This window comes from Pyxidicoccus caerfyrddinensis (assembly GCF_010894405.1).
In the GTDB taxonomy this organism is placed as follows: Bacteria; Myxococcota; Myxococcia; order Myxococcales; family Myxococcaceae; genus Myxococcus; species Myxococcus caerfyrddinensis.
Genome location: NZ_JAAIYA010000157.1, coordinates 1 through 402, shown reverse-complemented (window position 1 = coordinate 402; position 402 = coordinate 1). Strand labels below are relative to the sequence as shown.

Sequence of the window (402 nt, the reverse complement as noted above, 5' to 3'; positions counted from 1 at the left end):
GTCACCGAGCAGACGCGCGTGAGGCGACACAGCGAAGCCCTGGACGCGAAGATTCGCGCCAGCGAGGCCGAGCTGCGCGTGCTGCTCGACGCCATCCCCGTCCTCGTCTCGTATGTCGCACCGGACGAGACCTACGGCCGGGTCAACAAGGCCTATGAGGAGTGGTTCGGGATTGAGCAGGACAGCCTCCGGGGAAGGTCCATCCGGGAGGTCATCGGGGAGGCGGCGTACGCCGTGCTCGGCCCGTACGTGAAGCGAGGCCTCGCGGGCGAGAGCTTCTCGTTCGAGCAGCACGACGTCCCCTACCGCCTGGGCGGCACGCGCGACGTGAAGGTGACCTTCATCGCGCACCGGGAGCCGGGGCAGGACCCGGGCGGTTATGTGGCGCTGCTCCAGGACATC

1 protein-coding gene is annotated in these 402 nt (G+C 68.7%); it reads left to right on the top strand.

The window, feature by feature from the left end:
- Positions 1-18 precede the first annotated feature (18 nt).
- Positions 19-402, top strand: a 384-nt coding sequence (locus tag G4D86_RS51965; protein ID WP_240360981.1) for a PAS domain-containing protein, incomplete at its 3' end; no start/stop codon positions are given.